The sequence below is a fragment of the Burkholderia sp. HMSC10F09 genome (assembly GCF_001806955.1).
GTDB lineage: Bacteria > Pseudomonadota > Gammaproteobacteria > Burkholderiales > Burkholderiaceae > Burkholderia > Burkholderia multivorans.
Genome location: NZ_KV786858.1, coordinates 1 through 1,304, shown reverse-complemented (window position 1 = coordinate 1,304; position 1,304 = coordinate 1). Strand labels below are relative to the sequence as shown.

Here is a 1,304-nt window from a genome sequence, read left to right as displayed (position 1 = left end):
CGGCGTGGCGGGCGGCAAGGCCGTACGTCTCAGTCCGTCAGTGCGCGTTCGCGGCGAACGTGTCGCAGGCGCTCAGCTCGCCCGACTCCATCCCGCGCCGCAACCAGTACATGCGCTGCTCGCTCGTGCCGTGCGTGAAGCTTTCCGGCACCACATAACCCTGCCCCTGCTGCTGCAGCCGATCGTCGCCGATCGCGGCCGCCGTCTTCAGCCCCTGCTCGAAGTCGCCGGGCTCGATCAGCCGCTGGTTTGCGCGCTGCGCGTTGTTGGCCCAGACGCCCGCGAAACAGTCGGCCTGCAGCTCCATGCGCACCGACAGCGCATTCGAGCGCGCCTCGCTCGCGCGCCGGCGCGCGGCGTCGACCTTCTCGGAAATGCCGAGCAGGTTCTGCACGTGATGGCCGACCTCGTGCGCGATCACGTACGCCTGCGCGAAATCGCCGCCGGCGCCGAACCGCTTGCGCAGTTCGTCGTAGAAGCCGAGATCGATATAGACCTTTTGGTCGCCCGGGCAATAGAACGGCCCCATCGCGGTCTGACCGGTCCCGCATGCGGTCGGCGTCGTATTCGTGAACATCACGAGCTTCGGCGGCGCGTACTGCGCGTGCAGCTGCGTCGAGAAGATCGTCGTCCAGGTCCGCTCGATGTTGCCGAGCACCTTGCGCGTGAAGACGGCGCCGGGGTCGGTGGCCGGCGCACCCTGGCGCTGCGCCGGCGCCTGCTGCGTCTGCTGACCCTGCAGCATCGACGCGCCCTCGAGCACGACGCGCGGGTCGATCCCGAAGAAATACGACGCGGCCAGCGCGACCACGATCGTGCCGATGCCGATCGTCGCGCCACGTCCTCCACCGAAGCCGCCCGCACCACGGCGATCCTCGACGTTCATGCTCTCTCTTTCGTCGTCCAGCCTCATTGCCGGCCCCTCCCGTTCTTGTCGATCCGGCCGTCGCACCGATGCGCGGCCCGTCCGCGCTATTTTGCCGGGCTTTCGTCGACTGTCTCAAAAAATTCGAGGATAGAGCGATTCGGCCGCGGACAACGTCAGCCTTTGCAAAACGCGCGGCGTCCGCGCCGGCCGGCCGCCCCGCGCGCGTTCATCCTTTCGGCCGATACCGGCGCGCGCGCGCCGCGCCTACAGTGCGCGGACACGACCCTTTTCCGGAGAACGACATGCGCGCTGCACGCCCCCGTACGATCGTCATTACCGGCGCCGGCACCGGCATCGGCGCCGCCTGCGCACGCCGTTTCGCGCGCGGCGGCGACCGCGTCGTGCTGATCGGCCGGCGGCCGGCGCCGCTCGAGGC

At 69.4% G+C, this 1,304-nt stretch carries 2 protein-coding genes; one reads left to right on the top strand and one right to left on the bottom strand.

Annotated elements, in window-relative coordinates; genetic code table 11:
* Positions 1-37: 37 nt before the first annotated feature.
* Positions 38-913, bottom strand: coding sequence for a KPN_02809 family neutral zinc metallopeptidase (locus HMPREF3115_RS23025; RefSeq protein WP_035947687.1), 876 nt, complete (start codon positions 911-913; stop codon positions 38-40).
* A 257-nt stretch (positions 914-1,170) separates the two neighbouring features.
* Here HMPREF3115_RS23025 and HMPREF3115_RS31195 point away from each other — a divergent pair.
* Positions 1,171-1,304: SDR family NAD(P)-dependent oxidoreductase (locus HMPREF3115_RS31195; protein ID WP_006413376.1), on the top strand; the 134-nt coding region annotated here is incomplete at its 3' end.